At 64.3% G+C, this 15360-nt stretch carries 14 protein-coding genes; 6 read left to right on the plus strand and 8 right to left on the minus strand.

What is annotated here, in order from left to right:
- Positions 1-325: 325 nt before the first annotated feature.
- The 3 genes from Q376_RS0108385 to sixA are packed head-to-tail and all read left to right on the plus strand — an operon-like array spanning position 326 to position 3507.
- Positions 326-1861: a protein adenylyltransferase SelO gene (locus tag Q376_RS0108385; protein WP_081803454.1), complete on the plus strand. Its 1536-nt coding sequence runs from the start codon at positions 326-328 to the stop codon at positions 1859-1861.
- Positions 1862-1909: 48 nt separating this feature from the next.
- Positions 1910-2980, plus strand: a complete 1071-nt coding sequence (locus tag Q376_RS0108390; protein ID WP_027349945.1) for an NAD(P)H-dependent glycerol-3-phosphate dehydrogenase — start codon at positions 1910-1912, stop codon at positions 2978-2980.
- A 41-nt stretch (positions 2981-3021) separates the two neighbouring features.
- On the plus strand, positions 3022-3507 hold the full coding sequence (gene sixA, locus Q376_RS0108395) for a phosphohistidine phosphatase SixA (protein WP_027349946.1): 486 nt from the start codon (positions 3022-3024) through the stop codon (positions 3505-3507).
- A gap of 8 nt (positions 3508-3515) precedes the next feature.
- Here the strand turns inward: sixA and Q376_RS0108400 are convergent, their stop codons facing one another.
- The gene (locus Q376_RS0108400) at positions 3516-4454 is read right to left on the minus strand and encodes an AEC family transporter (protein ID WP_043446916.1); all 939 of its coding nucleotides are present in this window, start codon (positions 4452-4454) and stop codon (positions 3516-3518) included.
- A 489-nt stretch (positions 4455-4943) separates the two neighbouring features.
- Here Q376_RS0108400 and Q376_RS0108410 point away from each other — a divergent pair, with 489 nt between their 5' ends.
- Entirely contained in the window at positions 4944-5882 is a 939-nt protein-coding gene (locus Q376_RS0108410) for a patatin-like phospholipase family protein (RefSeq protein WP_027349948.1), read from the plus strand.
- A gap of 106 nt (positions 5883-5988) precedes the next feature.
- Here Q376_RS0108410 and Q376_RS0108415 read toward each other — a convergent pair whose 3' ends face one another.
- The 3 genes from Q376_RS0108415 to Q376_RS0108425 all read right to left on the minus strand — a co-directional run bounded on the left by Q376_RS0108415 (position 5989) and on the right by Q376_RS0108425 (position 8729).
- On the minus strand, positions 5989-6879 hold the full coding sequence (locus Q376_RS0108415; protein ID WP_052365073.1) for a helix-turn-helix transcriptional regulator: 891 nt from the start codon (positions 6877-6879) through the stop codon (positions 5989-5991).
- A 3-nt stretch (positions 6880-6882) separates the two neighbouring features.
- The gene (locus Q376_RS0108420; protein WP_027349950.1) at positions 6883-7518 is read right to left on the minus strand and encodes a YbhB/YbcL family Raf kinase inhibitor-like protein; all 636 of its coding nucleotides are present in this window, start codon (positions 7516-7518) and stop codon (positions 6883-6885) included.
- A gap of 308 nt (positions 7519-7826) precedes the next feature.
- A complete protein-coding gene (locus tag Q376_RS0108425; RefSeq protein WP_027349951.1) occupies positions 7827-8729 on the minus strand; it encodes a LysR family transcriptional regulator in 903 nt (300 codons plus the stop codon).
- A 152-nt stretch (positions 8730-8881) separates the two neighbouring features.
- Between Q376_RS0108425 and Q376_RS0108430 the strand changes: the two genes are divergently transcribed.
- The gene (locus Q376_RS0108430; RefSeq protein ID WP_052365074.1) at positions 8882-10081 is read left to right on the plus strand and encodes an MFS transporter; all 1200 of its coding nucleotides are present in this window, start codon (positions 8882-8884) and stop codon (positions 10079-10081) included.
- 108 nt (positions 10082-10189) lie between these two features.
- Here Q376_RS0108430 and Q376_RS0108435 read toward each other — a convergent pair whose 3' ends face one another.
- Positions 10190-10993 carry a helix-turn-helix transcriptional regulator gene (locus Q376_RS0108435; protein WP_027349953.1) on the minus strand — a complete coding sequence of 268 codons (804 nt, stop codon included), beginning with the start codon at positions 10991-10993 and terminating at the stop codon, positions 10190-10192.
- 98 nt (positions 10994-11091) lie between these two features.
- Here Q376_RS0108435 and Q376_RS0108440 point away from each other — a divergent pair, with 98 nt between their 5' ends.
- Entirely contained in the window at positions 11092-12564 is a 1473-nt protein-coding gene (locus Q376_RS0108440) for an MFS transporter (RefSeq protein WP_043446919.1), read from the plus strand.
- Between the two features lie 386 nt (positions 12565-12950).
- Here Q376_RS0108440 and Q376_RS0108445 read toward each other — a convergent pair whose 3' ends face one another.
- From Q376_RS0108445 to Q376_RS0108455, 3 genes are all read right to left on the minus strand, one after another.
- Entirely contained in the window at positions 12951-13592 is a 642-nt protein-coding gene (locus tag Q376_RS0108445; RefSeq protein WP_027349955.1) for a LysE family translocator, read from the minus strand.
- 88 nt (positions 13593-13680) lie between these two features.
- A complete protein-coding gene (locus tag Q376_RS0108450; RefSeq protein ID WP_211266625.1) occupies positions 13681-14541 on the minus strand; it encodes a helix-turn-helix transcriptional regulator in 861 nt (286 codons plus the stop codon).
- A 285-nt stretch (positions 14542-14826) separates the two neighbouring features.
- Positions 14827-15360 (minus strand): sugar phosphate nucleotidyltransferase (locus Q376_RS0108455; protein ID WP_027349957.1); only part of this gene is annotated, 534 nt, incomplete at its 5' end.

A 15360-nucleotide genomic window follows, 5' to 3' on the forward strand; every position in this document is an offset into this window, starting at 1 on the left:
CTTGTCCTATGGTCGAGCAAGCATCGCTATCGCTCGTCGATTGCTGGGCCATGGCCCCGCGCCTGGGTATCCGTACCAAGATTCGGATGCTACTGCGTCCATCATGCGCCATCCATCGACATAGTCGCGTGCTTCGATGGCGCCGATCTGGATGATGCCCGATTGTACCGGGCGGCCATCGCCCTCATTGTCTATCCAAAGCGCTGGCCGTCGACCCCGCGATCAGCGGCGAAGCCTTGATTCGACCGCATGCGAGCGCTGGGGTTCGCCGCCAGCTATGATGCAGGCTTCGGGCCAAGTGGAAAGGGCCTCGGGAGGTAGGGCAATGACAGGGTATCAGCGAGAGCACGGTGATGGAGCCGGGCTGGACGCGGGTCTCGAAGGCTTCGCTGCGTGTTTCGACAATCGCTATGCGCGGCTGCCGGCGCATTTCTTCACCCGGGTCGCACCGACGCCGCGCAAGGGCACTCGACTGCTCGACGTCAGCCCGGGCTGTCTGGCGCTGCTGGGCCTCGACGCCGACCGGCCGGGAGCCGAAGCGCTCACCGCGCTGCTCGGTGGCGAGCGGCTGTGGCCGGGGATGGATCCGATCGCGCAGAAGTACACCGGTCACCAGTTCGGCATCTACAACCCGTCGCTCGGCGACGGCCGCGGCCTGCTGCTCGGTGAGTGGCTGGCACCCGACGGCGCACGTTTCGACCTCCATCTCAAAGGCGCAGGCGTTACCCCCTATTCACGCTTCGCCGATGGCCAGGCGGTGCTGCGCTCCTCGCTGCGCGAGTACCTGGCCAGCGAGGCGATGGCCGCGCTCGGGGTGCCGACCAGCCGCGCGCTGGCCGTGGCGGTCAACCAGGAGCGGGTGCGCCGTGAGCGCTGGGAGCCGGGGGCGACGCTTTTGCGGGTGGCGCCGAGCCACGTCCGCTTCGGTCATTTCGAATGGCTGGCCTTCGGCGGCGACCAGCCCGGCCTGCGCAAGCTGATCGACTACGTGATCGATGGCCATTGGCCGCATCTGCGCGAGTACGAGTCGCCGACCGCGGCGATGTTCGACGAAGTCGTCGCCGCCACCGCCGAGATGATCGCCGCCTGGCAGGCTTATGGCTTCGTCCACGGGGTGATGAACACCGACAACATGTCGATCCTCGGGCTCACCTTCGACTATGGCCCCTTCGCCTTCCAGGACGCCTTCGATCCGGCTTTCAACCCCAACCACACCGACCAGGAAGGACGTTATTCCTATGCCGAGCAGCCCTCGGTCGGGCTTTGGAATCTCAGCCGGCTGGCGTCGGCGCTGCTCGGGCCGATCGGCGAAGAGCTCGGCGGCGAGGAGCGCGCTCGCGATGCGCTCGCCGGCGCCTTGGAGCGCTACGGCGAGCGGCTCAACCTGCGCTATGGCGAGCGTATGCGCGCACGGCTCGGGCTCGAGCTCGAGCAGCCCGGCGACCCTCGGCTCTTGGGCGACTTCCTCGCCCTGCTGCAGGCCGGACGATGCGATTATCAACTCTGCTTTCGTGCACTCGCCGACTGGCATGGCGATGAGCCTGGCGAGCGGCTCAGGGCCGCGCTCGGCGACGGCGCGGCGAGCCGCGACTGGCTTTCGCGCTATCGTGATCGGCTCGCCATGGAGACCCGCGCCGAGTCTGCCCGGATCGCCGCGATGGATGCGGTCAACCCACTCTATGTGCTCAGGACTCATCTGGCCCAGCGTGCGATCGAGGCGATCGAAACCTCGGCGGACACCGCCGAGCTCGTGCGCCTGCGTGCCTGCCTGAGCGCGCCCTTCACCCCCCAACCTGGCGCCGAGGCGTATGCCTCGGCGCCTCCCGCGGGCGCTCCGGTTTGCCTGTCGTGCTCATCTTGAGCGCGCAGGCAGTGCGCTCCGGTCGATGATGACGATGGAAACGAGTCGATGAGCAAAGAGACTTTACGGGTCGCGGTCCTCGGCGGCGGCAGCTTCGGCACCGCGCTGGCGAGCATCGCTTCGGTGGGCGGCGCCACCGTGCGCCAGTGGATGCGCGATGCGTCGCTGGTCGAGCGGATCAACCGCGAGCGGCGCAACGACCGCTATCTGCCCGACTTCGAGATCGACCCCGGCGTGGTCGCCTCGACCGAGCTCGAGTTCGTGCTCGAGCAGGCCACCCTGGTACTGGTGGCGATTCCCTCCAAGGCGTTTCGCCAGGTCGTTCGTCAGGCCGCGCCCTGGATCGGGGCCGAGACCATCCTGGTCAGCACCACCAAGGGGATCGAGGAGCATGGCTTCCGGCTGATGAGCGAGATCCTTGCCGAGGAGACCGCCAGCCGCCACATCGGCGTGCTCTCCGGCCCCAACCTCGCCGCCGAGGTGGCGCGGCGCCAGCTCACCGCCAGTGTGATCGCAAGCGATGACGATCTCACCCGCGCCCAGGTGCAGCGGGTGCTCAGCTGCGAGTACTTCCGTGTCTATGCCAGTAACGATCGCTACGGCGTCGAGCTCGGCGGCGCACTGAAGAACATCTATGCGATCGCCGCCGGCATGGCCCACGCGCTGGGCATGGGCGAGAACACCAAGAGCATGCTGATCACCCGGGCGCTGGCCGAGATGAGCCGCTTCGCGGTCAGCCAGGGCGCCAATCCGATGACCTTTCTCGGGCTCGCCGGGGTGGGCGATTTGATCGTCACCTGCTCATCGAGGCTTTCACGTAACTTCCGTGTCGGGCTTGCGATGGGCGAGGGGATGAGCCTCGACTCTGCGGTCGAAGGCTTGGGGCAAGTCGCCGAAGGGGTCAACACGGTGCGGTTGATCTACGCCAAGTCGCAGAGGGAAGGCATCTACATGCCTCTCGTCGATGGCCTCTATCACGTGATGTTCGAAGGCGTCGCTGCCTCCGAGATGGCACGAGCGCTGATGCGTAGCGACCATTCGAGCGATGTCGAGTTCACCCTGTCCAGGGAGGAGGCGCGTCGTGCCCATCAACGGCTCGACCAAGGCCCGAATCCATGAATGCCGGCCCGACGTCGGGCCGGTCTCGAAAGGAGAACCGCATGAAGCTCTATGTGATGCGCCATGGCGAAGCGCTGTCGGGCAGCCCCGATCCCGAGCGTCGGCTCAGTGAACTCGGCGTGCGCGAGGCGAACGCCAGCGCCAGTTGGCTCGTCGAGGTGCTGGGTGAGGCGGCGTCGCGGCTCGAGATCGTCTCCAGCCCCTATGAGCGCGCCCAGCGCACCGCTCGCGAGGTGGCGCGCGGGCTTGGCATCGAGCGCTCGCTGGTGCTGCCATTGCTGACACCCGATGCGCCGGTCGAGGCGGTGATCGAGTGGCTGGGCGAGCAGCCGGGGGAGGGGGACCGGCTGGTGGTCAGCCATATGCCGTTGGTCGCGGAACTGGTCGGCCGGCTGGTCGATGGCAATACGCGCGCACGGCGGCCGATGTCCACCGCCGAGGTCGTCGAGCTGGAGGCCGATGTCTGGGCTGCCGGCTGTGCGACCCTTGGGCGTTACTATCTACCGAGTCCGCTACCGAGCCCGTGACGCGCTCGCTAACCGACCAGTTGGATCACGAACAGCCCGAAGGTGATCGTTACCACCGAGATCAGCGTGGTCAGCGCGATCACGCTGGCGGCGAGCCGTGCATTGGCGCCCATCGACTGCGCCATGATGAAGCCGGCCGCCGCGCTGGGGCTTGCGAAGTAGAGAAACAGCATGCCGAGTTCCGCGCCGCGAAATCCGCAGGCCCAGGCGCCGAGGATGGAAAGAAGCGGCAGCCAGACCATCTTCAGCAAGCTGGCTTCGATCGTTGCCCGTCCGGTATCGCGGAAGGCGGCGAGCGATAGCGTGCCGCCGATGCACAAAAGCGCCAGCGGCAGGGTGAGGCTTGCGAAGTAATGGCCGGTGGTGGAGACCCACGAAGGCATCGGCAGGCCGAGCGAGCGCCAGCAGAAAGCGGCGAACACCGAGAGGATCAAGGGATTTTTCGCCATGCCGAGCAGGATGCTGCCGACGCTGACCTGCCGCTGCGGCCGATAGAGCGAAAGCACCAGCACCGAGAGCGCATTGTAGAGTGGGATCAGCGTCGCTATCAGCAGGGCGCCGACGCTCAATCCGTAGCTGCCGTACATGCCGCCGGCGAAGGCGAGGCCGAGAATCGCCCCGTTGCCCCGGAACGCGCCCTGGACGAATGCGCCGCGGTCGGCGCGCTCCACCCAGCGCAGCGCCCATAGCCAGGCGAGCAGGAACGTCGCCAAGGTGGCGATGGCGAAGTAGACCAGAAGCCACGGCTCGATGGTGCTGAGATCGGCTTCGAGCGTGTTGAGAAAGATCATCACCGGCATCGCGCCGCGAAACACCAGCGCCGAGGCGGTATCGATGAAAGCACGGTCGATCCAGCGCCAGCGCTTGAGGACCACGCCGAGCATCAGCATCGAGAAGATCGGCAGGGTGACGTCGAGGGTACGGGCAAGGGTTTCCAGCAGGCTCATGGTGATTTTCCTCGCGGGCGCTCGAGCCCCGTCCGGCGCTGCCTACGGGGTGAAAAGCAATGAAGAGCCACGCCGCGGCCCGGGGCGGCGTGGGCGCAGGCTTCTACCTAGAGGGTCAGGAAGGCGAACAGCAGGGCCGCGGCGGCGATCAGCAGGAAGAGCGGCGAGCGCCAGCGGCGCGAGGAAGAGGGTCGTGACACGATATCGTCCTGGTTGTTGTATGGATGGCGATGACGGCGGGCGGGCGAAGCTCGCCCCTGCGCGACCGACGTTCTAACATGGGCCGCCTGTGGGAGAGACGCCTTGCCCGGCTGGGTCAAGGCGACCATCGTAGACGATTTCACTACCCGGAACGAGCCGCCCCGCGTCCCTCCGGGGTAGCGTTGGGGAGAACCGCATGGAGATGGCCGAGCTGAGACGTAAAGATGAAGCGGCTGCCTCTCGCTATTCGAGCTTAGAAGCGGCGCCGGCGACGCGCGGGGGCGTCTCATGAGCCCCCGCGCGGTGCTCGCGCTCGGCAGCGGCGGAGCGCGAGGCTATGCCCACATCGGTGTGATCGAGGAGGTCGAGTCGCGTGGCTACCAGATCGCCGCGATCTCCGGCTGTTCGATGGGCGCGGTGATCGGCGGCATTCATGCCGCCGGGCACCTCGACGGCTATCGCGACTGGGTCTGCCGGCTCGGCTATCTCGACGTGCTCCGTCTGGTCGATCTGACCTGGAGCGGCGCCGGCACCATGCGTGCCGGCCGGGTGATGGGGCATCTCGGCCAGTGGCTGGAGGGAATCGACATCGAATCGCTGCCGATCCCGTTCACCAGCGTCGCCACCGATCTGGTCCGCCAGCGCGAGGTGTGGTTCCAGCGCGGCTCGCTGATGCGTGCGATTCGCGCATCGATCGCGATCCCGGGCGTGATCACGCCGGTGAGCATCGACGACCGGCTGCTGGTCGACGGTGGCCTGGTCAATCCGCTGCCGATCCTGCCGACGCTTTCGGTGCGCAACGACCTGGTGATCGCGGTCAATGTCACTGCGCTCTCGCCGCAGAACGTGAGCATCGACCAACTGCTGCCGGCAGCGCTGCGAGAAGAGCTGGACGACGACCGGCGCACGCTCTTCCCCTGGCGCCGGCGCAAGAAGGCGCTGGATGCACCAAAGGTACCGTCCAGCGAACGCCCGATCCATCGCCGCCGCGCGCAGGCGCTGGGCAGGATCGAGCTGATCCTGCGCTCCTTCGACATCACCCAGGCATCGCTTGCCAGCTACAAGATCGCCGGTAGCCCGCCCGACGTGCTGATCGAGATCCCCAAGACCGTGTGCGGCAGCTACGAATTCCATCGTGCCGCGGAGCTGATCGTGCTTGGCCGCTACCTGGCGGCCAAGGCGCTTGATCGCTACGAGGAGGGGGCCGCGGGCCATTCATTGGCCTGAGGAATTGGTCTGCGGAATTGGTCTGCGGAATTGGTCTGAAGAGACGAATCCGGGATATCGCCAAGGTAGCGGTGCCCGCCGCGATGGCGACAGGGCCGTTCTGCTGTCAACGAACCGCAGAAGGCAGGTAGCCGAAGCGTGCGCGGAATCGGTCGGCGAAACGCGCGCGAGACTGGTATCCGCAGGCCTGCGCGATGCGGGGAATGCTCCAGGATGTCGTCTGGAGCAGCATCATGGCATGGTGCATGCGGATGTCGACCAGTAGCTTCTCGAAGCGCACGCTTTCGCCTGCCAGGCGGCGTCGCAGCGTGGCTTCGCTCATCGCCAATGCACGTCCTGCCTCGTGCGCTGTCCAGCGCTGATCCGGCGCTTCGCCAATCAATCTGCGCAAGCGCCCGGCCGTGCCGCCTAGCTTTGCATCCTTGAAGGCATGGTTTCGTTCAGTGAGGGCGAGGAGAAAGTCCCTTAGCCGGTACTGGAGCCGTTCGTCGCTCACAGGCTTGGCTTCCACGCTTTCGATCACTCGCCGGAACGTCGATTCCAGATCGTCATCCAACCATGCCTGCCTACAAGACACCTGGTTGCCGTCGTTCGGCGGGGGCGGGGAGTGATCACGGTGAAACGCCTCCAGCAAATTGGCCGAGAGCGTCAGGAAAATGGAGCAAAAGCGCTTCTCGGGGCCGCCCGGCGTTTTCAGCAAATCGGCACATGTGCCCGGCTCGACGAGCAGCAGCGACGTCTGCGCGTCGACCGACAGTGGACTGACGGCATCATCGAGATAGAGCCGCCCCGCGACGACCAGAAGCACGGTGGCGTCATGGAACAGAAATCGTGGCGTGTGCTGGGCATGCATCAGGACAGGCTGCGCAAGAGTGCACAGGCCACGCCGCAGCACCGGTGCGCCAGATGGCGACGACCAGTGCGTGCGGATGACTGCTTCCGCCAGGACGGAAGCAGTCTTTCGCGGTGATACCGGGGCCGGCTTGCGCTTGCTCACAGGTCAATCAAGAGGTATGGATGGGTTGAGGCTATACAGGCCAGTCAGGCTGGCTTGCCCCAGCACCGGCGCGGCGGCCAGGGCCGCGCGTACGCTGGCGCCCGTCAGCGGTCCGTCCACGGCGAGCGTAGGCGTTGCCAGCGCATAGACCGTGAAGATGTAGCGATGAACCAACCTGTCGTTCCAGGGCGGGCATGGCCCATCGTAGCCATAGTATTCGCCGTTCATCTGCGCGTCGTCGGCAAACCAGGCGGTGTAGTCGTTGATGCCATGGCGCAAGCCATCGGCAGCAAGAGGGCCAGGCTTGCCGCGTGGCGTCACACCGTTGGAGTGCGAGCCGGCCTCGATCCGCGTGATGCTGGCGGGAATGTCGAGCAGCAGCCAGTGGAAGAAATCGATGCGCGGTAGCTCGGCAGGCACCTCGCGGCCTTCCTGGTTCACATCGTCTCCTTGGCTTGGAACGTCAGGGTCGTGGCAGATGAGCACGAAGGATTGCGTGCCTTCGGGGATGTCACTCCATGCCAAGTGCGGATTCCGGTTCGACGACAGTGCAACGTGTGCAGCGGCATCGGATACCCCAAAAGCGAATTCGCCAGGGATCGCCTGGCCGTCCTGGAAGCTGTGGCTGATGAGTTGCATCTGAGCTTTCGTCCTATGCGTTGATGAAAGATGCCGATGTTAAAGGCTGAGCGCGGTATGGAATTCTAGGGCTGCATGAATTTTTGAAAACGTCACATCCAGTCAACTATTTTCCCTATCCAGTCAACTTGATCGCTTTTGGCTCGTTTCCCTGGTTGTCGGCGACGAATTTCAGATGCAGCACATATGACGGTGTGGATACCACAGGGTGCTCGACGCTACGAACCTTGGAAGACACATCTTCACCCAAGCCCGAGAAGTGTGTCGGAACGGCTATGGCGTGCTGGGGATCATCAACCTCTGACCCGTCACGGTATCGCTGCCGTATTCGCAAAAAGCGTCTCGACCATGAAGTCGATGAACACACGCAGCTTCGGCGATAGGTGCTTGCTCGACGGCCACAGCAGCCGGAAGGTGCCCTGATGCTCGATATGCGCGTCCAGCACGGGTACCAGTTCGCCACGCTCGATGGCTCGGCGCACCATGAAGTCCGGCAGGCACGCGATACCCAGGCCCGCTGCGGCCACGTCCATCAGGGCTGCGGACGTATTGCAAGCCATCGAGGTCGGCAGCGACCATTCGGAGGTGCCTGCGGCGGACTTCAATGGCCACGGCTCGAGTTTTCCCGTGCTGGGAAATTTGTGCTGCAAGCAGATGTGATGTACCAGGTCGGCGGGTGTCTCGGGCGTCCCGTGACTCGCCAGATAGTCGGGCGCGGCGACCAGTTGCAGCCGGTAGTTGCCAAGTGGGCGCGACATCAAGCGCGAGTCCGTCGGCTCGCCGGTGCGCATCACCACATCGAAGCCTTCCTCGATCACGTCCACCAAGCGATCGGAGAAATCTACGTCCAGTTCGATGGCTGGATAGCGCCGCATGAAGGCAGTCAGCGCGGGCATGACCAACATGCCAACCAGGGGCAGGCTGATGCGCAGCCGTCCCTTGGGTGATCGCTGGGTCTCGGACAGTTCCAGCTCAGCCGCTTCGACTTCGCACAGGATGCGGCGGCAGCGTTCGAGGAACAGCGCACCCTCGGTGGTCAGCGTGATGCTGCGCGTGCTGCGATGAAACAGCCGCACACCCAGGCGTTCTTCCAGCCGGGACATGCTTTTACCCACCGCCGATGAGGACACGCCGAGATGGCGAGCCGCTTCGGAAAAGCTGCGGGTTTCCGCTGCCTGCACGAAGAATGCGATGCCACTGAGAGATTCCATCGCTCCGCCGATTTAGGAATGTTTGTCCGATGTGTTTTGAATAATAGCATTATTGTCTTGAATTGGAGGGGCCATCAACATGACTGCCTGAATCCCACCCCTGTCGTTTTCGCGTCTTTTTCGCCCGTGATCGGCACCTGAAAAGGCATCTCATGGCTCGCTCAACCATCACGCTCGACGGCACGAATCCTCCAGATGCCCGTCTCCCCCTTGCATCTTTGCTGGCTTTGGCGCTGGCTGGATTCGTCACGATCCTGACCGAAGCCCTGCCGGCGGGCCTGCTCCCGCAAATCAGTGCGGGTTTAGGCATTTCCGAAGCGCTGGCCGGGCAGCTCGTCACCATCTACGCGATCGGATCGCTGGCGGCCGCGATTCCACTGACCGCCGCCACGCAGGGCATGCGGCGTCGCCCGCTGCTGCTGATGGCCATTGCGGGATTCGCCATTGCCAGTACTGTGACGGCGCTTTCTGGCAGCTATGCCGTGACCATGGTGGCGCGCTTCCTGGCAGGCGTGTCGGCTGGGTTGCTATGGGCATTGCTGGCAGGTTACGCCGCGCGCATGGTGCCCGAGCACCAGAAGGGTCGTGCCATCGCCATTGCGATGGTCGGCACGCCCTTGGCGCTGTCGTTGGGTGTGCCCGCAGGGACGTTTCTGGGCAATCTGATGGGCTGGCGGATGTGCTTTGGCATCATGAGCGCATTGGCGCTGGCGCTCATGGTGTGGGTACGCATTCAGGTCCCGGACTTCGCCGGGCAGGCGGTGGGCAAACGCTTGCCTCTTGGGCGTGTGTTCACTATGGCAGGCGTGCGCCCGGTATTGTTCGTGGTGCTGGCCTTCGTGCTGGCGCACAACATCCTCTACACCTACATCGCGCCTTTCCTCGCGGTGGTAGGCATGGCCGAACGGACGGGCTTGGTGCTGCTGGTGTTTGGTGTCTCGTCGCTGCTGGGTATTTGGGCCATCGGTGTGCTGATCGACCGCCACCTGCGTGCGCTGATGCTCATGAACACGGCATTGTTCGGCCTATCCGCGCTGGCGCTCAGCGTGGCAGGCGCTGAGCCTATCGTGATGTATGCCGCAGTAGCGGCATGGGGGATTGCGTTTGGCGGTGCGGCGACGCTGTTGCAGACCGCCATCGCCAAGACGGCCAGGGATGCGGCCGACGTGGCGCAGTCGATGCTGGTCACGGCCTGGAACATGGCGATTGCAGGCGGTGGTATCGTCGGCGGCGTGTTGCTGGATTACGCCGGTGCCGTGGCGTTCTCTCCGACGCTGCTGGTGCTGCTGGCGGCGACGCTGGTCGTGGTGTGGGCCGCCGACCAGCATGGCTTTCCGGCGGCGAGGAGGTAAGGCGCGAGGGAGCTACGATACTTTCGCCGTTTTCTGGCCGTGGCCGAAGAACTGCACTTCGCCCGCGCCGCCGAGCGGCTGCATATCGAGCGGTCGATATGGCCTCGATCAATGCTTCTGCGCCGTTCGAGCTTGTGGCATGGCATAGACCACCAGCCGCAGGTGCCGGTCTTCGTCGATGGTCAGCGAAGTGTGTTCGAACGGCTCGGCCTTGCCGTCGATCATCAGCTCGCGCACGCCATTGCAGGAGCCGTGAACGTCGTGCTTGCGCCACCACGTCTTGAACTCCGGCGACACCCGTTCCAGTTCGTTCACCAGTTCGTGAATGTCGGCTTCCTGCGTGGCGCGGGCGAAGTCGCGGCGGAAGCTCGACAGCATCAGTGGAGCCTGTTTTTCCCATTCGTGGAAACGGGCATGCAGGGCGGGATCGGTGAACAGCAGCCAGAGCAGATTGCGCCGCTCGGGCGTATGCGTCCCGAAGCCGAAAATCTGGTCGGCCGGCGCATTGAAGCCCAGCACGTCCCAGCGCAGGTTGAGTACGAAGGCTGGATGCGGCAGGTCATGCATTAGACGCCGTACCAGCGGCGGCAGCACGCACCATGTTTTGCCCTGTTCGGCGGGCGGGCGTTCGTGAGCCAACAGAAATAGGTGCCGCCGCTCGGCGGCATCCAGTTTCAGTACACGTGCAAGATTGTCCAGAAAAGTGGCTGACACGCCAATGTCGCGCCCCTGTTCCAGCCAGGTGTACCAGGTCAATCCGACGCCAGCGAGCGCGGCGACTTCTTCACGTCGCAGTCCCGGCGTGCGGCGGCGGCCACCGCTGGGCAATCCCACGTCGGCGGGCGACAGCCGCTGACGGTGCGCCAGCAGGAAAGCCGCCAGATCGGGGCGCGTTCGTTCCAAGGTTCGCATTGTTTATCTCGTTGCTTTTGGTAATAGCATAAATGATTAAATTGTAATCGTTTAAAAGGGGTTTGAAAATGATTGCCTCTCTACCCTGGATACACAAGATGAACTCAAATTCCTACCCATCAGTGTTGCCTGAGCGCACTGTCAATAGCCCGCCCTGGCTCGGTCTATCTGTACTGCTGTTGGCGGGATTCGTGACGATCTTCGATCTGTTCGTGATCAATGTGGCCATCCCTAGGATGCAGGCTGGGCTGGGCGCGAGTTTCGCGCAGATTGGCTTCATCGTGGCCGGATACGAGTTAGCCTTCGGGATGCTGCTGATTACCGGTGGGCGGCTGGGCGATCTGTTTGGCCGCCGTCGCCTGTTCGTCATCGGCATGGCGGGTTTTACCATCGCTTCGACCTTGTGCGGACTAGCGCCTAGCGCCGGCTTTCTGATCGGTGCGCGGGTAGTACAGGGGCTGGCGGCCGCCTTGCTGTTCCCGCAGGTCTATGCGTCCATCCGCGTCAACTTCGACGGTGACGACAGCCGACGCGCCTTCGCCCTGTTGGGCATGACGCTGGGCTTGGCCGCCATCGCCGGTCAGGTGCTCGGTGGCTGGCTGGTACATGCCGACCTGTTCGGGTTGGACTGGCGCAGCATCTTTCTCATCAACGTGCCTATCGGGCTATTCGCCATCGCGGTGGCACGTTACATCCCTGAATCCCGCACGCCGCAGCGCCTCGGGCTGGACTGGACGGGCGTGGTGCTGGTCAGCGCTGGGCTAGCGCTGCTGTTGGTGCCGTTGATCGAGGGGCCGGATCAAGGCTGGCCGGTCTGGAGCCTGTGGTCGCTAGGCGCGGCGATGGTGCTGCTTGCGCTGTTCCATCGGCAGCAGGAGCAGCGGCGCATGGCGGGCGGATTGCCCCTGGTGGACATGCGCTTGCTAGCCCAGCGCCGTTTCGCACTGGGCGCGTTGCTGGTGCTGCTGGTCTATTCCACGTCCAGTTCGTTCTTCCTGTGCTTCGCCTTGCTGGTGCAGACCGGGCTGGGGCTTGACCCCTTCGTCGCCGGCAGCATCTTCGCGCCGTGCAGCGTGGGCTTCGTGCTGGCATCGCTGGCAGCGCCGCGGCTGGTGGCGCGCTGGGGAATCAGTGCAATCGTCGCGGGTGCGCTAGTCTATGCCGTTTCCATTGGATTGCTGATCGCGCAGGTTCGGATGGTGGGTGCCGAGCTGGTACCCACACGGCTGATCCCCGTATTGGTTGTAGTCGGTGCGGGCCAGGGCTTCATCATGACGCCGCTGCTGAACTTGGTGCTTGGCTTTGTCGATGAGGCCCAGGCGGGCATGGCGTCAGGCGTAATCTCAACCGTTCAGCAGGTCGGTGCGGCGTTGGGTGTGGCGGCGGTCGGGATCCTGTTCAGCTCAGCCCTTGCCATAGGTGATGGCGTGGCAGCGCAAGCGGGCCAGTATGCCTCGGCCTTCGTCGCGGGAATGCTCTACAACCTGGGCACAGCTCTGCTGGTCTGTACGCTTTTGCTGATGCTGGCGAGAACTCAGCGGTCGGGTGGGCTGACAAGGGGCAGCGCGTGATGGAGCTCCAGCAGCAACATTATCCTCCGCACTTCGGTGGCGGCAGGCAGCAGCATAGAACCATCTTTGGCTTGTAGCGCCATGCGCTGAATCGGCTTGCCGGTGCGCAATCGGGAACTGGCGCAGGTCGTGAAGGATCTCGCCGCCGACACCTGCCTGGAACATCGCCCGCCAGCAGACGTACAGCGAGTGCTATGCGATGCTCGATGACGGCATGGAATTCAGTTTGGTGCCGCAGCGCCGGCGGAACGGCTGATGCTGGCGTGGGTTTTAGGCCGGTGCATGGGGGCATGTGGATGGCGCCTTCGGCGTCCTGCTTGCGGTGGCGGGCCATTTTGCTGCGCTGCCTGAGGGTGAGACTTCGCGCCTGTATTATCGCGTGCTTCTCAACGTACCAGGAGGACGAGGACGCCCACCGCCAGCAGGATCAGCATGGCGCCGGAAATGCGTTCCAGCCACGGCAGCGCTCGCGCAAAGCGCTGCAGGACGGCGTGGTTGCCGATCATGACCGCGACCAGCAGATCCCACAGCAGCACGACGCTGAACATCCAGGTGCCGTAGATCATCTTCCAGCCGGTGCTGGCGTGTGGCCCGGTCAGCATCGCGGCCAGACTGGCGTAGAACAGCGCATTCTTGGGGTTGAGGATGCCCGACAGGAAGCCCATGCCGGCGGCGCGGTGCCACGCGCCCAAGCGAAGGCTGGATCGTGCGGCGTGCCTATCCTTGGCCGGTACGTTTGCCAGGTCGCTGGTGCCGGCATAGCGAATGAACAGCATACCGAGATAGAGCAAGTAGATGCAGCCGGCCAGTTGAAGAGTCATGAACCAGGCGCTGTCTGGTTTCATTGCGGCGGTGCCGGCGAAGGCGGCCACGATGAATACGCCATTGGCGACGGCGATCCCTAGGCAGGCGCCGCTGGCGACCCGCCAGCCGGCGGACAACGAGGTGCGCGCGATCAGGAAGAAGTCGGGGCCGGGAGAAAGCAGCGCCAGGAAATGCGCTGCGGCAATCATCAGGAAAGGCTGCATTCAGGACACACTCGTAGCATTTCCACGCAGTGTGCAAGTCGGGGCACTTTCTGTATTGAAGAAAATTGCAGCCACGCCGCTTGCGGCGTCAGGCTCGGAAACGGCCGGGGGTCACCCCGACATGCGCCTTGAACACCCGCTGGAAATGGGCCTGGTCGGCGAAGCCGAGGTGCAGGGCTACGTCTGCGAGACTGTCTCCGCTGTGGATCCAGTCCCTGGCGAGATTGACACGATGGTTGAGCTGCCAGGCGTGCGGCGTCATCCCGGTGACGGCGCGGAACGCCCGGATCACCTGATAGCGGCTCATGCCTGCCAGGCCTGCCAGCTCGTCCAAAGGGGTACTGGCGGAGGGCGAAGCATATAGATGGTCCAGGGCGGGCCGAATCTGCTCCGCCAGGTCCGATGGTGCGGTCGGGCCTTCGATGGAGAGCCCCTGTTCGGTGTCGTAGTCCCCGACGAACTCGATCAGCGCGGCTTCTTTCTCGATCGGATCGTGTTCCTCGAACAGCAGCGCGTTGAGTCGGCAGAAGCGCGCATAGACCGCCGGGGCGGTCACGATGCGCACTGGCTCGTCTTCCATCGCGTCGGTGCTGGCGTACTCCCGCCGAACAGCTTGGAGCCAGGCTGTGTCCAGGTGCAGCATCTGGTAGCTCCAAGCGGTATCGGGAGCCGGGTTGCACGCATGGACCCGCGATGCGGGCACGAAGACGAGCGTTCCAGGCGTCAGGGAAACCGGGCCATTGGTAGCGCCGGTGAAGACGCTGGTGCCGCCATCGACGGCGCCAATCGAAAAGGTCGGGTGATGGTGGCGCTTGTAGCAGGCCCGGCTTTGACAGGCCCGGCGGCTCTCGACGAAGGGCAGGACCGGATCGCGCCAGAATGCTTGGGTATCGCTGCGCTGGGCCACACGGTTCGGACGGCTAGTCATCGTTTCGAGGTCGACGTCCATACGGTGCTCGCAAATTGTGCTTAAAAAATGTGGTGTCTCGGCAACAGCCATCTTCTGGATCGCTGGCAATTTTAGCTTTCGAGCCCGAAACAAGCATTCATTTGCGTCCCCGGCCAGCAACATCGCCGGGCCGCGCCGTTGCGCTGCGCATCGAAGCCTTGCGCGATTCGCTGCTGGATGAAGCAAGCGATGCGAGTCGAAGGAGACGAACGGCTGGTGGCCAGGCTTACCGCGAACGATGGTAGGCCCGGCTCACCACGGACGTTCTTTTTCTGTGAGCAGATATCAGTCGGTGTACTTGGCGAGGATCTCCTTGAAGCCCTCGCCGAACTTCGGATGACGCTTGGCGAACGACAGCGTCGCCTCGAGATAGCCGAGCTGGAAGCCGCAGTCGTAGGTGTCACCGACCATCCGGTAGGCATCGACCCCGCCCTGGGCACGCAGCTGGTCGATCGCGTCGGTCAGCTGGATCTCGCCGCCGGCCCCTGGGGCGGTGCGCTCGAGCAGGGCGAAGATCTCGCCGGGCAGCAGGTAGCGGCCGATCACCGCGAGCGTCGAGGGCTCCTCGCCGGACTTCGGCTTCTCGACCATGCCGGTGATCATCGCGCTCTCGCCGGGAGCGGGGGCGTCGCCTTCGAGTGCGACGATGCCGTACTTGTAGGCGACTTCCCTGGGTACGTTCTCGACCATGATCTGGGCGTGCCGGGTGCGATCGAAGGCGTCGATCATCCCGCCGAGGTCGTTGGGCACCTGGTGGGCGAAGGTGCAGCCATCGGCGTCGACCAGCACGTCGGGCAGCATCACCACGAAGGGCTCGTC

The sequence above is a fragment of the Halotalea alkalilenta DSM 17697 genome (genome assembly GCF_000621205.1).
GTDB lineage: Bacteria > Pseudomonadota > Gammaproteobacteria > Pseudomonadales > Halomonadaceae > Halotalea > Halotalea alkalilenta.

What these genes read in the sequence shown, in the direction of transcription:
- Q376_RS0108420 (WP_027349950.1), bottom strand. Translation starts at nt 7,518, where the DNA reads ATGCAACTCATCAGCCACAGCTTCCAGGACGGCCAGGCGATCCCTGGC.
- Q376_RS0108445 (WP_027349955.1), bottom strand. Translation starts at nt 13,592, where the DNA reads ATGCAGCCTTTCCTGATGATTGCCGCAGCGCATTTCCTGGCGCTGCTT.
- Q376_RS0108435 (WP_027349953.1), bottom strand. Translation starts at nt 10,993, where the DNA reads ATGCGAACCTTGGAACGAACGCGCCCCGATCTGGCGGCTTTCCTGCTG.
- Q376_RS0108430 (WP_052365074.1), top strand. Translation starts at nt 8,882, where the DNA reads ATGGCTCGCTCAACCATCACGCTCGACGGCACGAATCCTCCAGATGCC.
- Q376_RS0108425 (WP_027349951.1), bottom strand. Translation starts at nt 8,729, where the DNA reads ATGGAATCTCTCAGTGGCATCGCATTCTTCGTGCAGGCAGCGGAAACC.
- sixA (WP_027349946.1), top strand. Translation starts at nt 3,022, where the DNA reads ATGAAGCTCTATGTGATGCGCCATGGCGAAGCGCTGTCGGGCAGCCCC.
- Q376_RS0108450 (WP_211266625.1), bottom strand. Translation starts at nt 14,541, where the DNA reads ATGGACGTCGACCTCGAAACGATGACTAGCCGTCCGAACCGTGTGGCC.
- Q376_RS0108385 (WP_081803454.1), top strand. Translation starts at nt 326, where the DNA reads ATGACAGGGTATCAGCGAGAGCACGGTGATGGAGCCGGGCTGGACGCG.
- Q376_RS0108440 (WP_043446919.1), top strand. Translation starts at nt 11,092, where the DNA reads ATGAACTCAAATTCCTACCCATCAGTGTTGCCTGAGCGCACTGTCAAT.
- Q376_RS0108390 (WP_027349945.1), top strand. Translation starts at nt 1,910, where the DNA reads ATGAGCAAAGAGACTTTACGGGTCGCGGTCCTCGGCGGCGGCAGCTTC.
- Q376_RS0108400 (WP_043446916.1), bottom strand. Translation starts at nt 4,454, where the DNA reads ATGAGCCTGCTGGAAACCCTTGCCCGTACCCTCGACGTCACCCTGCCG.
- Q376_RS0108410 (WP_027349948.1), top strand. Translation starts at nt 4,944, where the DNA reads ATGAGCCCCCGCGCGGTGCTCGCGCTCGGCAGCGGCGGAGCGCGAGGC.